Annotated in this window: 15 protein-coding genes and 1 pseudogene; 8 read left to right on the forward strand and 8 right to left on the reverse strand. The window is 46.9% G+C overall.

Features of this window, described 5'->3' with window-relative positions; translation table 11 throughout:
* From rsxC to PTE_RS12700, 4 genes are all read right to left on the reverse strand, one after another.
* The coding region (rsxC, locus tag PTE_RS12685; protein WP_036847081.1) for an electron transport complex subunit RsxC at nt 1–1,956 on the reverse strand (1,956 nt) is incomplete at its 3' end.
* Nucleotides 1,949–2,581, reverse strand: coding sequence for an electron transport complex subunit RsxB (gene rsxB, locus PTE_RS12690; protein WP_036847084.1), 633 nt, complete (start codon nt 2,579–2,581; stop codon nt 1,949–1,951). The genes rsxC and rsxB, both read right to left, overlap by 8 nt.
* The gene (gene rsxA, locus PTE_RS12695) at nt 2,581–3,162 is read right to left on the reverse strand and encodes an electron transport complex subunit RsxA (RefSeq protein ID WP_011146612.1); all 582 of its coding nucleotides are present in this window, start codon (nt 3,160–3,162) and stop codon (nt 2,581–2,583) included. Before rsxA ends, rsxB begins: the two co-directional genes overlap by 1 nt.
* A gap of 106 nt (nt 3,163–3,268) precedes the next feature.
* Nucleotides 3,269–3,709, reverse strand: coding sequence for a DUF2569 domain-containing protein (locus PTE_RS12700; RefSeq protein ID WP_036847087.1), 441 nt, complete (start codon nt 3,707–3,709; stop codon nt 3,269–3,271).
* Between the two features lie 161 nt (nt 3,710–3,870).
* Here PTE_RS12700 and PTE_RS12705 point away from each other — a divergent pair, with 161 nt between their 5' ends.
* Nucleotides 3,871–4,908, forward strand: coding sequence for an oxidoreductase (locus tag PTE_RS12705; protein WP_036847089.1), 1,038 nt, complete (start codon nt 3,871–3,873; stop codon nt 4,906–4,908).
* Between the two features lie 65 nt (nt 4,909–4,973).
* On the forward strand, nt 4,974–5,951 hold the full coding sequence (locus PTE_RS12710) for a bile acid:sodium symporter family protein (protein ID WP_036847092.1): 978 nt from the start codon (nt 4,974–4,976) through the stop codon (nt 5,949–5,951).
* Nucleotides 5,952–6,227: 276 nt separating this feature from the next.
* On the opposite strand, the gene PTE_RS12715 is transcribed toward PTE_RS12710, so the two are convergent.
* The 4 genes and pseudogenes from PTE_RS12715 to PTE_RS12730 form a co-directional block, all read right to left on the reverse strand.
* Nucleotides 6,228–6,806, reverse strand: coding sequence for a C39 family peptidase (locus tag PTE_RS12715; protein ID WP_036847095.1), 579 nt, complete (start codon nt 6,804–6,806; stop codon nt 6,228–6,230).
* Nucleotides 6,807–6,889: 83 nt separating this feature from the next.
* Nucleotides 6,890–7,447 (reverse strand): hypothetical protein, encoded by a 558-nt coding sequence (locus tag PTE_RS12720; RefSeq protein WP_051477393.1) that lies wholly within the window; start codon nt 7,445–7,447, stop codon nt 6,890–6,892.
* Nucleotides 7,448–7,462: 15 nt separating this feature from the next.
* Nucleotides 7,463–7,906: a hypothetical protein gene (locus PTE_RS12725; RefSeq protein ID WP_036847097.1), complete on the reverse strand. Its 444-nt coding sequence runs from the start codon at nt 7,904–7,906 to the stop codon at nt 7,463–7,465.
* 342 nt (nt 7,907–8,248) lie between these two features.
* A pseudogene (locus PTE_RS12730) lies at nt 8,249–8,560 on the reverse strand (adenosine deaminase); the annotation flags it as partial.
* Between the two features lie 933 nt (nt 8,561–9,493).
* Between PTE_RS12730 and tssB the strand changes: the two are divergent.
* The 6 genes from tssB to PTE_RS12760 all read left to right on the forward strand — a co-directional run bounded on the left by tssB (nt 9,494) and on the right by PTE_RS12760 (nt 15,818).
* Nucleotides 9,494–9,991 (forward strand): type VI secretion system contractile sheath small subunit, encoded by a 498-nt coding sequence (gene tssB / locus PTE_RS12735; protein WP_036847100.1) that lies wholly within the window; start codon nt 9,494–9,496, stop codon nt 9,989–9,991.
* A 41-nt stretch (nt 9,992–10,032) separates the two neighbouring features.
* Nucleotides 10,033–11,565, forward strand: a complete 1,533-nt coding sequence (gene tssC, locus PTE_RS12740) for a type VI secretion system contractile sheath large subunit (RefSeq protein WP_036847102.1) — start codon at nt 10,033–10,035, stop codon at nt 11,563–11,565.
* 5 nt (nt 11,566–11,570) lie between these two features.
* Nucleotides 11,571–12,929, forward strand: a complete 1,359-nt coding sequence (tssK, locus tag PTE_RS12745; protein ID WP_036847103.1) for a type VI secretion system baseplate subunit TssK — start codon at nt 11,571–11,573, stop codon at nt 12,927–12,929.
* Between the two features lie 8 nt (nt 12,930–12,937).
* On the forward strand, nt 12,938–13,570 hold the full coding sequence (gene tssL / locus PTE_RS12750; RefSeq protein WP_239002284.1) for a type VI secretion system protein TssL, short form: 633 nt from the start codon (nt 12,938–12,940) through the stop codon (nt 13,568–13,570).
* Nucleotides 13,571–13,586: 16 nt separating this feature from the next.
* On the forward strand, nt 13,587–15,245 hold the full coding sequence (locus PTE_RS12755; protein ID WP_036847107.1) for an OmpA family protein: 1,659 nt from the start codon (nt 13,587–13,589) through the stop codon (nt 15,243–15,245).
* 81 nt (nt 15,246–15,326) lie between these two features.
* The gene (locus tag PTE_RS12760) at nt 15,327–15,818 is read left to right on the forward strand and encodes an Hcp family type VI secretion system effector (protein ID WP_036847109.1); all 492 of its coding nucleotides are present in this window, start codon (nt 15,327–15,329) and stop codon (nt 15,816–15,818) included.
* The last annotated feature ends 105 nt before the right edge of the window (nt 15,819–15,923 follow it).

Below are 15,923 nucleotides of genomic sequence, written 5' to 3' on the forward strand. Positions count from 1 at the left end.
GACACGAGCAATAGCGGCGGCAACGGCAGCTTTGCGTGGATCTGATTCTTCTGCTGGTGGTGCTTCTTCCTGAGTTTCAGCTACTTGCTGTATCTGAGCCTTTTTAGCTTTAACTCGGGCAATGGCAGCCGCGACTGCATCTTTACGCGGATCTTGCTTTTCATCAGCGGTAGATTCTGGTTCTATTGTTTCCAGTGACGGTGTCACTTCCTGACTTTGGGCAGTTTTCTTTGCTTTAGCTCTGGCAATCGCGGCTGCCAATGCGGTTTTGCGAGGATCTTCTGAACCTGTTGGTTCAGGTGTAACAGTATTGATATTTTCAGTAGCCTGTTTTTCTGCCTGACGAGTACGAAGCTGCTCTTTTCTTGCCTGACGAGCGGCGATGACTGCTGAATTGTCTGGTGCTTGTCCCGGTTCTATAGAAACAATTTTGCCAGCGTCAGCCTGTTTTTCCTTCACACGGGAGAGCGCGGCTTGCACAGCATTTTTATCTGTATTATCGATCTGGACAGCGGCTTTTTTATGTCGTTCCTCGCGAGCCAGTTTCTCCCGTTCCATACGAGCTTGTTTAGCTTCGAAACGAATTTTGGCTTCCGCTGAACGGAGGTTTTCCTGATCCAACGCCTGAATTTCAGCTTTCTCCTGGCGGTAATATTGCACCAGAGGAATATTACTCGGGCAGACATAAGCACAGGCACCACATTCAATACAATCGAACAGGTTGTGATCTCTGGCTTTCTCATGCTCTTGTCCACGGCTGAACCAATAGAGCTGTTGCGGCAATAAATTGGCAGGGCAGGCTTCCACACATAATCCACAACGGATACAAGCCTCTTCCGCTGTATTTGAGTCCATTTCCTGATGTAATGGTGCCAGAATGCAGTTACTGATTTTAACCACAGGGACATTTAAGTCAGGTAAAGTGAATCCCATGAGAGGACCACCCATAATCACCATCTGTTCTGATTGTGGTTCAAAACCGGCTAATTGGAGAAGAAATTGTACCGGTGTACCGAGTCGCGTCCAGAAGTTCCCCGGTGAAGCGACTGCTTCGCCGGTAAGGGTGACGACACGTTCAATCAAAGGTTCGCCATCAATAATGGCACGTTTGATCGCAACCACAGTCCCGACGTTTTGCATCAGAACACCGATAGCAGAGGAGCGGCCGCCGGAAGGCACTTCTTTACCGGTCAAAATCTTGGTCAGCTGTTTCGCGCCACCGGAAGGGTATTTGGTCGGAATAACCCGGACGATGATAGATTTATCGCCGTTTAGAGCGGTTTTCAGTGCTTTTATTGCTTCTGGTTTATTATCTTCGATACCAATCAGGATCTGTTCCGGTTTAAGCAGATGTTCCAGAATACGAATGCCTTCAATGAGTTCGTCCGCATGTTCCTGCATCAGGCGGTCATCAGCGGTAATATAAGGTTCACATTCTGCGGCATTGATGATCAACGTCTTAATACCATGCCGGCCACTTTGCAGTTTGGAGGCAGTAGGAAAGCCAGCGCCACCTAAACCGGCGATACCTGCCTGATGGATGCGGTTAAGCATCGTGTCTGCATCAAGTGATTGATAATCAGGTGCCTGAACGCGTTCACACCATTGATCTGTACCATCAGGGAGCAAACGGACACACAACTCTTTCAACCCGGATGGGTGCGCTGTTATGCACGGTTCAATGGCAATGATAGTGCCGGAAGTTGATGCGTGAACCGGTACGGTACGGCCAGTGCCAAACGTCAGAGGCTGGCCTTTAAGCACTTTATCACCGGCTTTAACCAGCAATTCGCCTTCGGTACCCAAATGTTGTTGCAACGGGATGATTAGCTCTTCCGGCAGTGGCGCAATGCGCAATGGTGTTTGGCTGGATTGCAGCTTCATTTCAGGTGGGTGAATACCACCTTTAAAATCCCAGATTTTGTTTTTGTTGAGTAAATTGAACAAATTAAGCATGGTGTTCAGCCTCAATGTTTTTAACCGGGATACGGTTAACGGAAGCTGCCTGGGATGGCTGAACAGTGATATTCTTTACCGGAATGGTTTTTAAATCCCACTTCCAGTTCGCAGTCGTTGTTGCCACAGGGATCATCGTAATACAGTCTGTTGGGCAAGGAGCAACGCACAAGTCGCATCCGGTACATAAATCTTCAACAACGGTATGCATGGCGCGGGTTGCACCAACGATAGCGTCCACAGGACATGCCTGAATACATTTAGTGCAGCCAATGCAATTTTCTTCATCAACAAATGCGACTTTGCGGACCGGGTTTTTTATGCTTTCATCACCATCCAGTGGTTGTGGATCGACCCCAAGCAGCTCGGAGATTTTCAGCATGACTTGTTCACCACCAGGCGCACATTTGTTAATCATTTCACCATTATTCGCCACAGCTTCAGCATAAGGGCGGCAGCCAGGATAACCACATTGCCCGCACTGGCTTTGCGGTAAAATATCATCAATGTTTTCAACGATAGGATCTTCTTCCACCTGAAAACGACGAGCAGCAAAACCCAGGATTAACCCAAAAATTAACCCTAGTGCACTTAGTGCACCAATAGCAATCCATAACGATATCATCAGAACTTCACCAAACCACTAAAACCCATAAAAGCCAGGGACATTAATCCTGCGGTAATCAGGCCGATAGATGAACCTTTGAAAGGGGCGGGTACATCGGCAACGGCCAGGCGTTCACGAATAGCGGCAAACAGGACCATCACCAGAGAGAAACCGGCAGCGGCCCCGAAACCATAAATAGCGGATTGCAGAAAATCGTGTGATTGATTAATGTTCAGGAGTGCTACACCCAGTACGGCACAGTTAGTGGTAATCAACGGCAGGAAAATACCCAGTAACCGGTATAACGTCGGGCTGGTTTTACGTACAACAAGTTCTGTAAATTGCACCACAACGGCAATGACAAGAATGAAACTCAGGGTACGCAGATAGATTAAATCCAGGGGTAGCAAAATAAAGGTATTCACCAGCCATGAACATACTGAGGCCAGTGTCATAACAAATGTGGTAGCAAAGCCCATCCCGATGGCGGTTTCCAGCTTTTTAGAGACGCCCATAAAAGGGCATAAGCCGAGAAATTTCACCAAGACGAAATTGTTAACCAATACGGTTCCGACAAATAAAAGAAAGTAGTCAGTCATTGCTGTGCCTGAAATAAAGTCGTTTACTTTTTATAAGATTATAAAAATGCCCGCACCTTACTGTGGGGCAATCTATTGTTATGATAACAACCGAAGAAAATTGCGGTTATCGATCTTGTGTGAAAGTCATTTTGACCCGGTGAGAACGCTTAATGTAGGGAACAAAAATAGCGGCGGCTAATAGTGGCCATGCCAATGCCCGTAAAGCAATTTGATCAGGAACGGGGGAGAAGGTGAACGTTTTCAATGCGATTAATACGGTAACAATAAGCCAGATAATAAAAATTTGCGGGAATCTTTTTGACCGGCGGAAAAGCAATTTTAATACCCACAGGGTAAAACACCACATTACCGCAGTGATAGCAACGGAAAAAAACCACATTAAAGTAAAGTGATTATTCCCGATGTTCAACGAATGGTTCTGACTGAAAAAAGTCATGATATATAAAGCGAGCATGACACTGGCACTAAGAAAGGTCATGATCAGATAAGCAGCTGGGGCCAGAATCCAGCCATTAATTCTGTGGTAATCATTAGTTTTATACATAAGCTATTCCCACTAAAGCTATGTGAAAAAGAAATAGTAGGCGATTCTACCTGGTTAGTGAATAGATTGATTCAGAGATAATTTGCGAAACGGTAATCACCGATGATATTTTTTACTGATGTTGAATTGCAGCATATTAATAGTAAGTTTGAGGGCCTGTTATGAGTGATCTGTTAAAGGTTGGGTTGGTGGGATATGGTTATGCCAGCAAAACCTTCCATGCACCATTAATTGCCGGGACTGCCGGTGTTAAATTGGTTGCCATTTCCAGTAGTAACGCTGAAAAAGTGAAATCAGACTGGCCAAATATTGCGGTCGTATCCCACCCTGAAGATCTTTTCAATGATCCTGAAATTGATTTGATCGTTATTCCCACGCCTAATGATACTCATTATCCTCTGGCACAGCAGGCGCTAGCAGCCGGTAAACATGTTGTGGTGGATAAACCTTTTACTATTACGGTTGAACAGGCCGAATCTTTAAAGCAACAAGCAGAACAGGCGGGGTTATTACTTTCCGTATTTCATAACCGCCGCTGGGATTCTGGTTTTTTGACGATAAAATCTTTGATTAAAGAAAATCGATTGGGCAAATTGAGATATTTCGAATCCCATTTTGACCGTTATCGTCCTGTTGTACGTCAAAGATGGCGTGAGGCGGCAGGAGAAGGAAGCGGTATTTGGTATGATTTAGGTCCCCATTTACTTGATCAGGCGGTTCAATTGTTTGGTAAACCGCAATCCATTACCGCTGATTTGGGGATGATCCGCCCACAAGCTGAAGCGGTGGATTATTTTCATGTATTGCTGAATTACCCGGATATCAAAGTGGTTCTTCACGCAACAACACTGGCGGCGGCTGAATCTGCGGTTTATACACTGCATGGTATGGAAGGCAGTTACGTGAAATATGGTCTTGATCCTCAGGAAGAACGATTGAAAGTCGGGGAAAGGCCGCCACATGCCGATTGGGGATATGATATCCGTGATGGAATTGTGACGTTGTCACGTGAAGATGAATTAGTGACGGAATATATCCCGACGTTGCCCGGTAATTATTCTGCTTATTATGCTGCGATCCGTGATGCAATTACGATAGATAAACCCAATCCGGTAACGGCAAGTGAAGCCATTCAAATCATGAAATTAATTGAAGCCGGTACCGAATCAGCAAAACAACAACGAACAGTGGCAGTTTAATCGTGACTTTTATTGATTAGTCCGGCTTGCCGGGCTAACTATTTGCAAAGCAAGGAAAATAACTGATGACTTGGTGGCAAAAGTTAAGAATAGATCCTTTTTTGATGATATTAGTGACGGTAGTTGTTATTGCGACATTCTTGCCTTGTGAGGGGGAAATTAAAGTCTGGTTTCAACGGCTAACGACGGCGGCTATTGCTTTGCTGTTCTTTATGCATGGGGCTAAATTATCCCGCCAAGCCATTATTGCCGGTATGGGGCATTGGCGGCTTCATTTAGTGGTCTTTCTCAGTACCTTTGTCTTATTTCCCATTATAGGATTAGGGTTGAACCTGCTGGTCCCTGAGATCATGACATCGACAGTTTATTGGGGATTTCTTTACCTTTGTGCATTACCAGCTACAGTTCAGTCAGCTATTGCTTTTACCTCTGTTGCGGGTGGTAATGTTGCTGCTGCCATTTGCAGCGCTTCGGCATCCAGTATTTTGGGGGTATTTTTATCGCCAATATTAGTTGGGTTGATGATCCATACACAAGGTGAAGACAGCGCTGATACATTGGAAGCAATAAAATCCATTGTGCTTCAATTGATGGTTCCCTTTATTATCGGGCATCTGTCACGGCCATTGATTGCACGTTGGGTGGAGAGACATAAAAAACTGGTTAATATGACGGACCGGTCATCAATTCTTTTAGTGGTTTATGTGGCTTTCAGTGAGGCAGTGGTAGAAGGCATTTGGCACAAGATTGATGGTTATTCACTCCTGATGATTGGGGTTGTTTGCTGTATTGTGCTGGCGGTTGTGTTGGTTATTAATACTTATACTGCCCGCTGGTTGGGTTTTAATAAAGAAGACGAAATTACAATTGTTTTTTGTGGTTCGAAAAAGAGTCTGGCTAATGGTGTGCCAATGGCAAATGTTTTATTCCCGGCTGCGACGGTTGGCGTAATGTTGTTGCCATTGATGATTTTTCATCAAATTCAGTTGATGGTGTGTGCGGTGTTAGCGCAACGTTATGCGCGGAGGTTAAGGCGGAAATAGATATGTAATATTGGGCTGTGGAGCTTAAATTATAAGTTTCTGTTTAAATTTCTCCATTAGTCCAATGAATGTAATTTTACATTTTAGATACTTTTCTTAATTTGAACACATCCATAGCCTTAGGGCTGCCCTTCGCATACTCCCGCCATCTTTTATTGTCACCAAAAATTTATATGGCACTCAACCGCCGCCCTCAATGGGCTGAAACGAACAGTTGTTTCATCTGTTGCAGATCAGCAGCTTTGTATCAGCTGCTGATTTAGATGGTTTTTTCCCTTATTGAAAGGGTGGAGGCATTGAGTAGAAAACTTCTGCAAGAAAAATCCCCATTTTTTGTAATTGCTCAGGAGTGAAGAACTGAACCTCATCTAGATTAGGGTCGGCTATAAGCCATTTGCCATCCTCTTGATATCCAAAGATTGTTACTACATGCTTACCAATTACTCTCGTAGAATCTGTTGGGTAAAAATTAAAGCCAACAATTGGCGGAGTGTTTCTATCCACCGCATCTAATACAGGACCAGTTGCAATATATCGGAATTTTTCCCTAAATATAAAGGTATGGCTCATTGCTACTGCTGGATTCCCTGTACGATTATGGATTGAGTTATCCTCAAGAGAATAGCAAGAACTATTATTATAGCTGTTGCTAACACATTGATCGTACAGCTCGCACTGCTTCCAATAGATTTTATCCTTTAGTCCCATAGTGGTCGTGTAATAGTTAGTTACAGCGGCTGTAGTTGCTATCCAACACCAGTTGCTTTTCTGCTGTTTTTGAAAGGATTCCCGGAACCCAGGAATTTCATAGGTTCTTGGATAACTCTGGGGAAAAGCAAGATGATTTGTGGTCATGTTATATCTACTCCTTTATTATTGGTGATGATTTTTACTCTTCTTAATAATTAACAGATAAATACAGTGTTATTCTAATTCTTTTACCCAGCTACAGTGATGCTTGTGTTCTGGTCCCATTCGAAATAAATGGTACGAGCTTTTAGACCGCCGGTTTTTAACTTGCATTTTATCTTATATGTTGTTGCTATATTTGGGGTGGGAGCACTCTCCGCTCGACCAATCCAGAATGACCCTTCTGGATATTCTTTTGTATTGCTAATAAATTCTGGATACCCGTCAGTGCCAAATATATTACCTGTTATTATTTGAAACCCTTCAATAGAAACAGTATCGTTTAATGTTGGATCTATTGGCATGATATAAAAACCAATATAGTCTCGTAGACGTACAAAAGTATTTGCTGCCATAGTACCCTGTGAGGTGCTACCAATGTTTGCCCTGTTATCTATGATATACACTCCTTTATTTATAATACCATTCCTTGCATAAGCGGATACACTGGCAGTATCTACAAAAATTCGTATGATAGTTTGTGGTTTATTCGCATTCTGATTTTCGAGCTGGATTAACTCCGGTTTTATATTCTTTTCTATATCTTCTTGTGTGTTTTTATTATTCATTGTCTTTTTCTCGTTCATTTATAGTTGCACTTATCATGAATTAAGAACATGCAATGAGTGATTAAAGTCTAGAGTCATCCCATTTCCATCATTGGTGATAAGGTTAATTGATATATTATAGGTATGATTCCCTGGTTCCTCGGCCCTCCCACTGTATGCAGTTAAACTATCATAAGCTTTTTCTGGTTGTCCGTTAAATCCCCATGCTTTACAATTACCTATTGACGTAATTTCTACAGATCCTTTTGAATTTGGGTCTACCAAGAATATTCGCCAATAAATTTTATCGTTCCTTGCTACGGTCGTTACATAACCAGGAGTTATAGGAAGTGCAGGATGGGCATTTTTTGTACCCAGCTGATTATCGATAAGGTAAATACCTTTTGTATTTAATTGTTGATCAACACGAGCAATATTTTCGTCTATATAAATGAGGATTTGAACAGTACAGTCGTCAATTGAGTTAGTTTGTCCCATATAAATCTCCTAAACCCAGTTTTAATGAGGAGAATTGTTGTAATAAGTATAGCTATTTTTTAAAATATATAATGTATTGCTTGAGGTTATGTGATATATTTCACAGTTAAAGATGATTGTATAATATATATGATTGTTCGAATAATCAATGAAAATGACTTTATCTGTACTATAAAATAAATTTTTTTATTTTAAAATGACTCATTAAGTATTTCTTATCCCAATGTCTTACGTGGACGGTTATTCAGTGTATTTATGACGAATCTTATTTCTTGTTCTGTCACTGACGAAAAATCGGTTCTCTTTGAAAAGTATTGGAGAATTAGTCCATTTGTGTTTCCGTCAACACCTTGTTTCCAGCCCATTAATTTGAGTTTGACGGATTTGAACGGCAGATAAACCCGCGGCAGGTACAGCTACTTCATATTCATGGCGAATTTCGATACCTTCAACGGCTGGATCATCTGTATTAATGGAAGCAAGAATACCTTTTTCCAAGAATTGTTTCAGTGGGGGGTTCAATAAAGAATTAACAGTGCTTGTTTGAAGGTTAGATGTCAAACAAGATTCAATACCAATACGGTTTTCAACCAAATAATCCATCAGAGCCGGATCGGTAATCGCTTTTACACCATGACCAATACGAGTTGCACCTCAGAGATCAAGAGACTTGGGTAATAAGTCACCTTCTACGACTGATAAGTACAACTGTAGTAGAGGACGAGAGTACGTGAAACAGGTGTTATAAACCCCATAATGTGACGAAAAACACCCATTAACTTTCCTTAGTGCGCCCACTCTGTATCGGGCGCACTAAGGAAAGTTGAGCTTAACACAGCAAAATGATTTCCGGATAGGAAAACAAGAGAGCGTTATTATAATTGTGTACCCGAAAATAAATCATCGTATCCATCATCAAAAATAGCAAAAAAGTATTCCGGTTTTATCTCACAGGATAGGACTTTTTCATCTCCATACTTATCTATTCTATAAAAGCTATAATGAATAAACGAGTTATCCCATAATATAATCGATATGATGCGGCTTAATTAAATTTATTCTCATTCGCATAATATGACTGATAACCATTCTCTTTTTACCCATCCCATCAAGCCTGATGTATTGATTATTTAGTTAATTGAAAACATAGTATAAATTTAAAAAATATAACCGATCTCTATCGCACTGAATTACCCTAATGACAACAAAACAGATAAGTCGCTATCACCTTATGAAAATAAATACTATCTTTTTTGCAAAAAATATCATCTCGTTTAGGTTTTGTTAATATATTGTCTGTTGTTTATCTACTTTGGCGAGTTTTTTCTCTGATAAGCGCTAAACAAAAAGTGCTTTTTTTAAAAAAATATCTTGCTTTTTTAAAAGACAGTTTAGAAAATCACCCTGGTTAGGAAATGGCCTGTCCGATAAATATATTTATTTATGGGGGGGGCTCGTCGGTGTTCTCTTATTTTCTGCTCGGTTAACTGCCTGTCCTGAAATACCTGAAACCGGTTTTATCTTCCTGAAATTCATTATGGCCTGACTCAGGTTATAGAGTTCTTTTTTATTATTGAGGAGCCGCTTGTGGCACAGAGCTTTCAAAACGAAATCCCCAAAGCGCGGATTAATATTAAATTGGATTTACATACCGGGGGGGCACAGAAAAAAGTCGAGTTACCGCTGAAATTATTAGTGATGGGCGATTACAGCCATGGTCAGGAACAGCGTCCCCTTTCGGAAAGAGAAAAGGTGGATATAAACAAAAACAATTTTGACCGGGTATTGGCTGAATTTAGCCCCACGATGAATCTGACGGTTGAAAATACCCTGGCCGGCGACGGAAGTGAGACGAATATCGCGCTGGCTTTCCGACAAATAAAAGATTTCGAGCCGGAGCACGTCGCCCGCCAAATTCCCCCACTGCGGGCATTGCTGGCGATGCGTAATTTGTTACGCGACCTGAAATCTAACCTGCTCGACAATGCCACTTTTCGCCGGGAGTTAGAACATATCCTCCAGGATGACCTGCTGAGTGATGAATTACGGGCAGAACTGGCGGCGCTGGCCCCGCAGGCAGACTGATTATCAGCCTGTTTTCATAAACTTTAAGTCAGGAGAGACGAATGACGGTACAAGAGCAAACTACTGCGGCTGTGACTACCACAACCCACAGTGAAGGCGGGATTTATTCCGCGTTGTTTGAAAAAATTAATTTACAGCCGGTCGAACAACTGGGCGACATCGACCGCTTTCAAAACAACGATGCCCTGGCCGATGTGACGACGGATGAGCGCGTGACCGCGGCGGTCAGTGTTTTTCTGACGCTGCTGAAAGCATCGGCTCAAAAAGTTAAGCGGCTCGACAAAACCTTGTTGGATCATCATATCGGTGCGCTGGACAGTCAAATCAGTCGTCAACTGGATGTGGTGCTACATCACCCGGCATTCCAGCAAGTGGAATCGGCCTGGCGGGGCCTGAAATTTCTGGTTGATCGGACCGATTTTCGCCAAAACGTCAGAATTGAAGTGCTGGATGTGGCTAAGGCGGATTTGCAGCAGGATTTTGACGACGCGCCGGAAATTATCCAAAGCGGTTTCTATCGCCATACTTACATTCAGGAATACGATACACCGGGTGGCGAACCTGTCGGATCGGTGATTGCCAATTATGAATTTGGCGCAGGGGCGCAGGATATTGCCCTGTTACGGAACATTGCTAAAGTGGCTGCGGCGGCGCATATGCCCTTTATTGCCGCCGCCGGTCCGGCGTTCTTCGGCAAAGACACAATGGCGGAAGTCGCGGCCATTAAAGACATCGGTAACTACTTTGACCGGGCCGAATACATCAAGTGGAAATCCTTCCGTGACAGCGACGATGCCCGTTATATCGGCCTGACATTACCGCGGGTGCTGGGGCGTCTGCCGTATGGCCCGGATACCGTGCCGGTGCGAACGTTTAATTATGTCGAACAGGTGAAAGGGCCGGATCACAACAAATATTTGTGGACCAATGCCGCGTTTGCGTTTGCAGCCAACATGATGAAAAGCTTTGTCAACAATGGCTGGTGTGTGCAGATCCGCGGGCCAAAGGCCGGTGGTGCGGTGACTGACTTGCCGATCCACCTCTACGATCTGGGGACCGGCAGTCAGGTTAAAATTCCCTCGGAAGTGATGATCCCGGAAACCCGCGAGTTTGAATTCGCTAATCTGGGCTTTATTCCGCTCTCTTACTACAAAAACCGCGATTACGCCTGTTTCTTTTCGGCTAACTCAACGCAGAAACCGGCGGTGTACGACACAGGTGAAGCCACGGCCAACAGCCGTATCAATGCCCGTCTGCCGTATATCTTCCTGCTGTCCCGCATTGCCCATTACCTGAAGCTGATTCAGCGGGAGAACATCGGCACCACCAAGGACCGGCGTCTGCTTGAAATTGAATTGAACCACTGGATCAACACGCTGGTGACGGAGATGACCGATCCGTCTGACGATTTGCAGGCCTCTCATCCGCTACGTGAAGCGCGGGTGATTGTTGAAGATATTGATGACAATCCGGGGTTCTTCCGGGTCAGGCTGTATGCGGTGCCGCATTTCCAGGTCGAAGGACTGGACGTCAATCTGTCTCTGGTTTCTCAGATGCCGAAAGCCAAAGGGTAAACCTCATGAAAATTTCACGCCCGCTCTGGATTGAGGACGCCTTTTTGACCCCTCAACAATTTCAGCAACAAGCGAACTGGGAAGCGCTGACCAACAATTGTATTGCACACCTGGGGTTGATCCATCCCTGGGGGGTGCTGGATATACAGTTTGATCAGGATGCCCTGCGCTTCAATCGGCTCAAAATTCAGCATCTTAGAGTCCGTTTACCGGACGGAACGTTGATTGACACGGATCATGCTGACAATCTGCCTGCGGCCTGTGATTTGCAGCACGTTGTGCCGGCGGATTTGCGAACGGTTGAGGTATTACTGGCATTACCGCTGGAACACGCCAACGGCGGGAATTGCCGTCAGCATAGTGAAGACGTCGCGCCGGGGCAACCGCCGCTGCGTTATCAACAGGAGTGGGTTGAAGTACAGGATAGGTACGGCAGTCTCTGTGAGTCCATGGCGGTTGAGCGTTACGCCTTTTCCCTGCGTTTTGAGCAGGATGAAAATGGGGCTTATCTGACCTGTCCGCTGGCGCGTCTGGTACGTGACGGGCAAGCAGGCTGGACGATGGATAACGACTTTATTCCTCCGTTGCTCTCTTTTGCTGCGCATCCGCCCCTGTTGGAACAGCTCGATCTCTTGCTGACTCAGCTACGGGCTAAGCGTACTCGTCTCATGGGGATGCGCCGTGAGAGTAATCAACGGATGGCCGATTTCGCCGTGGCTGATGTGTCGCTGTTCTGGCTGTTAAATGCGCTCAACAGTTATGAACCGGTGTTGAATGATTTTAAAGCGGCCCCGGCGTTGCATCCGGAGATCATCTACCGTGAGCTGGTCAAGCTGGCGGGTGCGTTGTTGACCTTCTCGTTGGATCATGATCTCGACGCGATCCCCCGTTATCAACACCGTCAGTTGAGTGCGGTTTTCCCGCCGCTGATGCAGCTTATCAGCACCCTGCTTGAAGCCAGCTTGCCATCCCGGGTCGTTGCCATTGAACTGGTGGTGGTGCGCGAGAATCAGTGGAAAGCCTCGTTTCATGATAGACGCCTGTGCGAAGAGGCCGATTTCTATCTCTCCGTGCGATCGTCGATACCGGCACACCAGTTGCAAACCCAGTTTCCGCAATTATGTAAAGTGGGGGCACCTGATGATATTGACCGGCTGATTAACCGCTCATTGAGCGGTGTGCCTTTGCGCCCGCTGAGCCATGTGCCGGCGGCCGTCCCGCTGCGGTTGGAAAACCAGTATTTTGCTTTCGATCTGAATAATCCGCAGGCTAAAGCCATGCTGGCGGCGGGGAGCTGTGCTTTCTACGTCCCGGGAACCTTGTCGGGTGTTCAGTTAGAACTGTTTGCGGTATTACGCTCATGAACAAAGTGATGTCAATTGACCCCCTGATACTCGATATCGGGATAGTGGTGATTGCGCTGAAAAACGGGGATAAGTCAGTGCAGGGTGAGGCGTTATATCAAAAAGGGATTGCATTGATAGAAACGACACAGCAGCAATTAAGAGACCATGAGGTGAGCGAAGATGACGTCACCCAGGTGATCTATGCCTTATGTGCTTTGCTGGATGAAACCGTCCTGAGCCGTCCTGACCGGGATGATGGGCATGAAACCTGGTCGAAGACGTTGTTGCAGACGCGATTTTTTAATACCCACCATGCCGGGGAGCGGCTGTTTGAACGTATCCGTCAGGTGCTGAATCAATCACACCCCTCTCCGCTGGTCCTGACGGGCTTCCAGCGCGTATTGGCACTGGGTTTTCAGGGCGGTGATAGCGTACAGATTGCCCAGGAACGCCAGTCCTTACTGGCGGCATTGACTGAACGTGCGGGGGAAATGGTGGTGCAGCCGCATCAGGCGATCCGAACCCATGCGCGCCGTCGTCAGGGGCGATTCTGGCGTTCACGCTCCCTGGGGTTCTGGGGGTGTCAGGCTGTGCTCGCGGTGGTTTTGATGTGGTGGGGTTTGCATCTCTATCTTCAGCAATGCCTGTCTGTTGGGTAAGGCTAAGGAGAACACATTGAGTGGCGCATTAAGAAGAGCACTCTGGCTTTTGGCTGGCGTTTTGGCGGCGGTGCTGTGCCGGTTTTTCTTCCCGCTGAGCAAGGTATCGGTTGCCGTGTGGCTGGGGGTGATCCTGATGGTCACGATAATTGCCTGGTGGCAGACTGGCAGCGCTGTGCGGGAAATGTCCTGTCAGGACCGTGTGGGTCGTTTGCTGGCGGCACTGCCTGCGCCCTCATGGCGTCAGCCTGTGGTGCTGACTTGCGGGGAGAATGTGGCCAGCCTGTTTGCCGGAGAACCGCTGCGCGTCACGTCACAGGGCTGTTTTATCTGTGTACGGCGGCAAAGTGAGATGAGTGCGCTGGCGGAAGCGATTATGGCGGCCAGACCGGACTGGTCCCCTCAGATCAGTGTGTTATTAACCCTCTTCCCTGAACAGCAACGGGATCAGGCGGTTATGACGGCCCAGATCCGGGCGTTTCGTTATCAGGTGGCGAGTGTGGCCCAACTCACCGCTTGTCATACACCGGCGTTCATTGCGGGCTATCTTGATGGGGATATCAGCCCGTGGTTTGAATTGCAGGCAGGCCACCCGATGATGACGGTATGGAGTGAAAAACATTCCGCCATCGGAATGAATACCTGGTTGACCGAAGGGGAGGCACAGCAACGCGCCGACCGTTTACAACAGGCGGTTGCGGTTGCGGCCTGGCAACGTTGGATGGGGGAAAACGTGCTGAGCGAGTGCCAATCACCGGAGCAGGCCAGCCCGCCGTGTTATCCCCTCGCGATGGCATTGATGTTTTTGCCCCAAACCCCGCAGGTAAACAACCTGTGGACGAAATGGCTGATCGCCCGTACTACCTTATCCCGTATCAGCCACAGTACTGCGGGTGCGGTGAGTGTCTCGCCTTTTCCCGATGCCCTGCTGCGCTTGCTGCCACGTTATGGGGGGGATACACCGCGCCGGCGGGCGGTGGCTTGGGGGATGGGCTTGCTGACCGGGTTTGTTTGTCTGGCATTGATCGCCAGCGCCTGGAATAACTATCGCTTGTGGCGCCAAATACGCAGTGACTTACAACAATATCACGCGATGGGCATGAAAGAGGCTGGCGCTCGGCGGCAGGCTTACCATCAACTCAAGCTTAACGCGGCATTGCTGGAAAAATACCGTCGTGATGGCGAACCGGTGCGTTTGGGGTTGGGGCTTTACGTGGGCGATCAGCTTTATGCGCCACTGATGGCGGCTATCAACCGCACAGTGTTACCGGTATCACCGCCGGTTTTGCCGCAGAGAGATAAAACACGGCCGCAGACATTGAGCCTTAACAGTCTGTCACTGTTTGATGTTGGCCAGTCTCGCCTTAAGGCCGGTTCGACCAAAGTATTAATCAACGCGCTGATCCACATCCGCGCTAAACCGGGCTGGCTGATTATGATCACCGGCCATACCGACTCTACCGGCGATGCCGCGAAAAATCAGGCGCTGTCACTGGCGCGGGCAGACGCGGTACGCGACTGGATCTTACACACCAGTGATATACCACCCGCGTGTGTCGTCGTACAAGGCGAGGGCGCAACGCAGCCGATCACCACCAATTCAACACCTGCGGGGCGTACAGCCAACCGCAGAGTTGAAATCCGTCTGGTGCCGGGCGCCGTCGCCTGCCGGTGACGGCAACAAGTGCCAGGCTTTTTATCAACAACAACGTCGCCGGTGCAGGCGACATTACATAGCAACAACAGGAGTCCTATTATGGCGATCCCCGCTTATTTATGGTTGAAAGATGACGGCGGTGCCGACATCAAAGGGTCTGTCGATGTGCAGAACCGGGAAGGCAGCATTGAAATCGTGGCGCTGGAACATGCGCTGCATATTCCGACGGACAACAACACCGGCAAGTTGACCGGAACCCGGGTGCACGCGCCGCTCGTGTTCACTAAAGAAGTCGATGCGTCCACCCCGTATTTGTATAAAGCGGTCACCTCCGGCCAGACTCTGAAATCGGCGGAAATTAAGTGGTACCAAATTGATGACGCCGGTCAGGAGAAAGAATATTTCACCACTAAACTGGACAACGTGAAGGTGGTGAAAGTGGCACCGCTGATGCATGACATCAAAGATCCGGCCAAAGAGAAGCACAACCATCTGGAACGTGTGGAGTTCCGCTACGAAAAAATTACCTGGACGTACAAGGACGGCAACATCATTCACTCCGATGCGTGGAATGAGCGCAATCAGGCGTAATGCCCTGACGGCGGCTATGCCGATGGGATAGCCGCCATTTAACCTAACAGGCGCGGCGTTATTGCGGTGCCTGTTCAATACAAAATCCGGTGGGAGACCCCACCA

Source organism: Photorhabdus khanii NC19 (genome assembly GCF_000517265.1).
In the GTDB taxonomy this organism is placed as follows: domain Bacteria; phylum Pseudomonadota; class Gammaproteobacteria; order Enterobacterales; family Enterobacteriaceae; genus Photorhabdus; species Photorhabdus khanii.

What these genes read in the sequence shown, in the direction of transcription:
- tssK (WP_036847103.1), top strand. Translation starts at nt 11,571, where the DNA reads ATGAAAATTTCACGCCCGCTCTGGATTGAGGACGCCTTTTTGACCCCT.
- PTE_RS12710 (WP_036847092.1), top strand. Translation starts at nt 4,974, where the DNA reads ATGACTTGGTGGCAAAAGTTAAGAATAGATCCTTTTTTGATGATATTA.
- rsxA (WP_011146612.1), bottom strand. Translation starts at nt 3,162, where the DNA reads ATGACTGACTACTTTCTTTTATTTGTCGGAACCGTATTGGTTAACAAT.
- tssL (WP_239002284.1), top strand. Translation starts at nt 12,938, where the DNA reads ATGTCAATTGACCCCCTGATACTCGATATCGGGATAGTGGTGATTGCG.
- PTE_RS12705 (WP_036847089.1), top strand. Translation starts at nt 3,871, where the DNA reads ATGAGTGATCTGTTAAAGGTTGGGTTGGTGGGATATGGTTATGCCAGC.
- PTE_RS12760 (WP_036847109.1), top strand. Translation starts at nt 15,327, where the DNA reads ATGGCGATCCCCGCTTATTTATGGTTGAAAGATGACGGCGGTGCCGAC.
- rsxB (WP_036847084.1), bottom strand. Translation starts at nt 2,581, where the DNA reads ATGATATCGTTATGGATTGCTATTGGTGCACTAAGTGCACTAGGGTTA.
- PTE_RS12725 (WP_036847097.1), bottom strand. Translation starts at nt 7,906, where the DNA reads ATGGGACAAACTAACTCAATTGACGACTGTACTGTTCAAATCCTCATT.
- PTE_RS12720 (WP_051477393.1), bottom strand. Translation starts at nt 7,447, where the DNA reads ATGAACGAGAAAAAGACAATGAATAATAAAAACACACAAGAAGATATA.
- PTE_RS12700 (WP_036847087.1), bottom strand. Translation starts at nt 3,709, where the DNA reads ATGTATAAAACTAATGATTACCACAGAATTAATGGCTGGATTCTGGCC.
- PTE_RS12715 (WP_036847095.1), bottom strand. Translation starts at nt 6,806, where the DNA reads ATGACCACAAATCATCTTGCTTTTCCCCAGAGTTATCCAAGAACCTAT.
- tssC (WP_036847102.1), top strand. Translation starts at nt 10,033, where the DNA reads ATGACGGTACAAGAGCAAACTACTGCGGCTGTGACTACCACAACCCAC.